Below are 2,799 nucleotides of genomic sequence, written 5' to 3'. Positions count from 1 at the left end.
GGCGTGGTCTCGCGCTCGGGAACGCTGACCTATGAAGCTGTCTTCCAGACCTCGCAGGTCGGCCTCGGCCAGACCACGGCGGTCGGTATTGGCGGTGACCCGGTCAAGGGTACGGAATTCATCGATGTGCTCGAGAAATTCCTCGCCGACGACGAAACCAAGTCGATCATCATGATTGGCGAGATCGGTGGCTCGGCCGAGGAAGACGCCGCGCAATTCCTGGCTGATGAAGCCAAGAAGGGTCGCTCCAAGCCGACCGTCGGTTTCATCGCTGGCCGTACAGCCCCTCCGGGCCGCACAATGGGCCATGCCGGCGCCATCGTCTCCGGCGGCAAGGGCGGCGCGGAAGACAAGATCGCGGCCATGGAAGCGGCCGGGATCAGGGTTTCGCCATCGCCGGCTCGTCTCGGTACGACCCTGGCGGACCTGCTCAAGGGCTAAGGTCGGCGCCATTGCTGAACACAAAGCCGCGCTCCGGGTTTCCCGGGGCGCGGTTTTGTTTGGGCCCGTCCTTTGAGGGCGGGTCGTTTAAATCCGACAAGTGTCACCATCTTGGCAGCAGACCGGCGCGAATCTCTTCCGCACCGCGCGGATTAGGCATAGAGGGTTGGTTAACCCACTCGGTTTAACCCCATCCGGACACACTCCTGACTCAGGCCTCCCCCCCATATGTCTGACCAAAGCCGATCCCAAGAAAACCAGAACTTCCTGGACACCTCCTTCCTCCAGGGCGCCAACGCTGTCTATCTCGAGCAGATGGCCGCTGCGTATGCGTCTGACCCCAACTCGGTTCCGCCGAGCTGGAAGGCCTTTTTCGACGCCATGGGCGATGCGCCCTCGGAAAGCTCGCACGCGGCGCGCGGACCGGCGTGGAGACGGCCTGACTGGCCGCGCAAGGCCAATGGCGAGATGGTTTCCGCGCTCGGCGACATAGGGGCGGACGAGGCGGCCATGGTGGACAAGGTCGCGGATCATGTCGCGGCAACCAAACCTGGCGCGAGCGCGGATGATGTCCGCAAGGCAACGCAATCCTCCATCCGGGCGATCATGATGATCCGCGCTTACCGGATGCGCGGGCACCTGGCCGCGGATCTCGATCCGCTGGGCCTGACCGATTTCGGCTATCAGGCCGAGCTGGACCCGGTCACGTATGGCTTCACGGGCGCGGCGCTAGACGAAGACGTCTTCATCGACGGCTATCTCGGCCTCGAGACGGCGACGCCGCGGGTGATGCTCGACATTCTCAAGCGGACCTATTGTGGCCCGGTCGGCGTCGAGTTCATGCATATCTCCAACCCGGAAGAGAAATCCTGGTTGCAGGAGCGCTTTGAAGGGCCGGACAAGGACATTTCTTTCACCAAAGAAGGCAAGATTGCCATCCTGTCCAAGTTGATCGAGACCGAGCGTTTCGAACAATTCCTGCACAAGCGTTATCCCGGCACCAAGCGTTTCGGCGTCGATGGTGGCGAGAGCATGGTTCCGGCGCTGGAGCAGATCATCAAGCGCGGCGGCTCAATGGGCGTCGAGGATGTGATCATTGGCATGCCGCACCGCGGCCGCCTCAATGTGCTCGCCTCGGTCATGGGCAAGCCCTACCACCAGATCTTTCACGAATTCCAGGGCGGCAACACGCAAGGTGAAGACGAATTCGGCTCGGGCGATGTCAAATACCATCTCGGCGCGTCCTCCGACCGTGAGTTTGACGGCAACAAGGTCCATCTTTCGCTGACCGCCAACCCGTCGCATCTCGAAGCCGTCGACCCGGTTGTCCTGGGCAAGGCGCGCGCCAAGCAGGAAGAAAACTGCCGCAAGCAGGCCGGAACCCCCCGTTCCAGCGTTCTGCCCCTGCTTTTGCACGGTGATGCGGCGTTTGCGGGCCAGGGTATCGTCACCGAGTGTCTCGGCCTGTCGGGACTGCGCGGTCACCGCACGGCCGGCGCGATCCATTTCATCGTCAACAACCAGATCGGCTTTACCACCGACCCCAAGGACAGCCGCTCGAGCCCGTATTGCTCGGATGTGGCCCTGATGGTCCAGGCGCCGATCTTCCACGTCAATGGGGACGACCCTGAAGCCGTGACCCACGCCACCCGTATGGCGACGGAGTACCGTCAGCTGTTCGGCAAGGACGTGGTCATCGACATGATCTGCTACCGCCGCTACGGCCACAATGAAGGCGACGACCCGACCTTCACCCAGCCGATCATGTACCGCATCATCAAGGACATGCCGCCGGTCAAAAAGAAGTATCAGGACCGGCTCCTGGCGGAAGGCGTGCTGACCGCCGCCGAGGCCGAGGCGATCGAGAATGATTTCGATACCTTCCTTGAAAAGGAATTCAACGCCGGCAAGGATTTCGAACCCAAGAAGGCTGACTGGCTCGACGGTCGCTGGTCCGGACTTGGTCTGGCCGAGGGCGATGATCGCCGTGGCGAAACATCCGCGACCACCGAGAGTCTGATGACGGTCGGCATGGCGATGACCGAAGTGCCCGACGGCATCAATATCCACCGCACGCTCAAGCGCGTCATCGGTGGCCGGCGCGAGGCCATCGAGACGGGTACAGGGATTGATTGGGCGACCGCCGAGCACCTCGCCTTCGGAACGCTGCTGGCTGAGGGTTTCCCGGTCCGTCTGTCCGGGCAGGATTGTGGACGTGGCACGTTCTCGCAGCGCCATTCGCACATCATCGACCAGCAGACCGCCGAGAAATACACGCCGCTCAATCACCTGACGCCGGACCAGAAGAAGTATGAGGTCATCGACTCCATGCTGTCTGAAGAGGCTGTGCTCGGGTTC

1 protein-coding gene and 1 pseudogene are annotated in these 2,799 nt (G+C 62.3%); both read left to right on the top strand.

What is annotated here, in order from left to right:
- Positions 1-441, top strand: a pseudogene (locus tag QZ266_RS14055) (succinate--CoA ligase subunit alpha); the annotation flags it as partial.
- Positions 442-669: 228 nt separating this feature from the next.
- The coding region (locus tag QZ266_RS14050; protein WP_295696225.1) for a 2-oxoglutarate dehydrogenase E1 component at positions 670-2,799 on the top strand (2,130 nt) is incomplete at its 3' end.

Source organism: uncultured Maricaulis sp., assembly GCF_905480005.1.
Lineage (GTDB): Bacteria > Pseudomonadota > Alphaproteobacteria > Caulobacterales > Maricaulaceae > Maricaulis.
The sequence above is the reverse complement of the archived record's forward strand: the minus strand, read 5'-3'. Positions and strand labels throughout refer to the sequence as shown.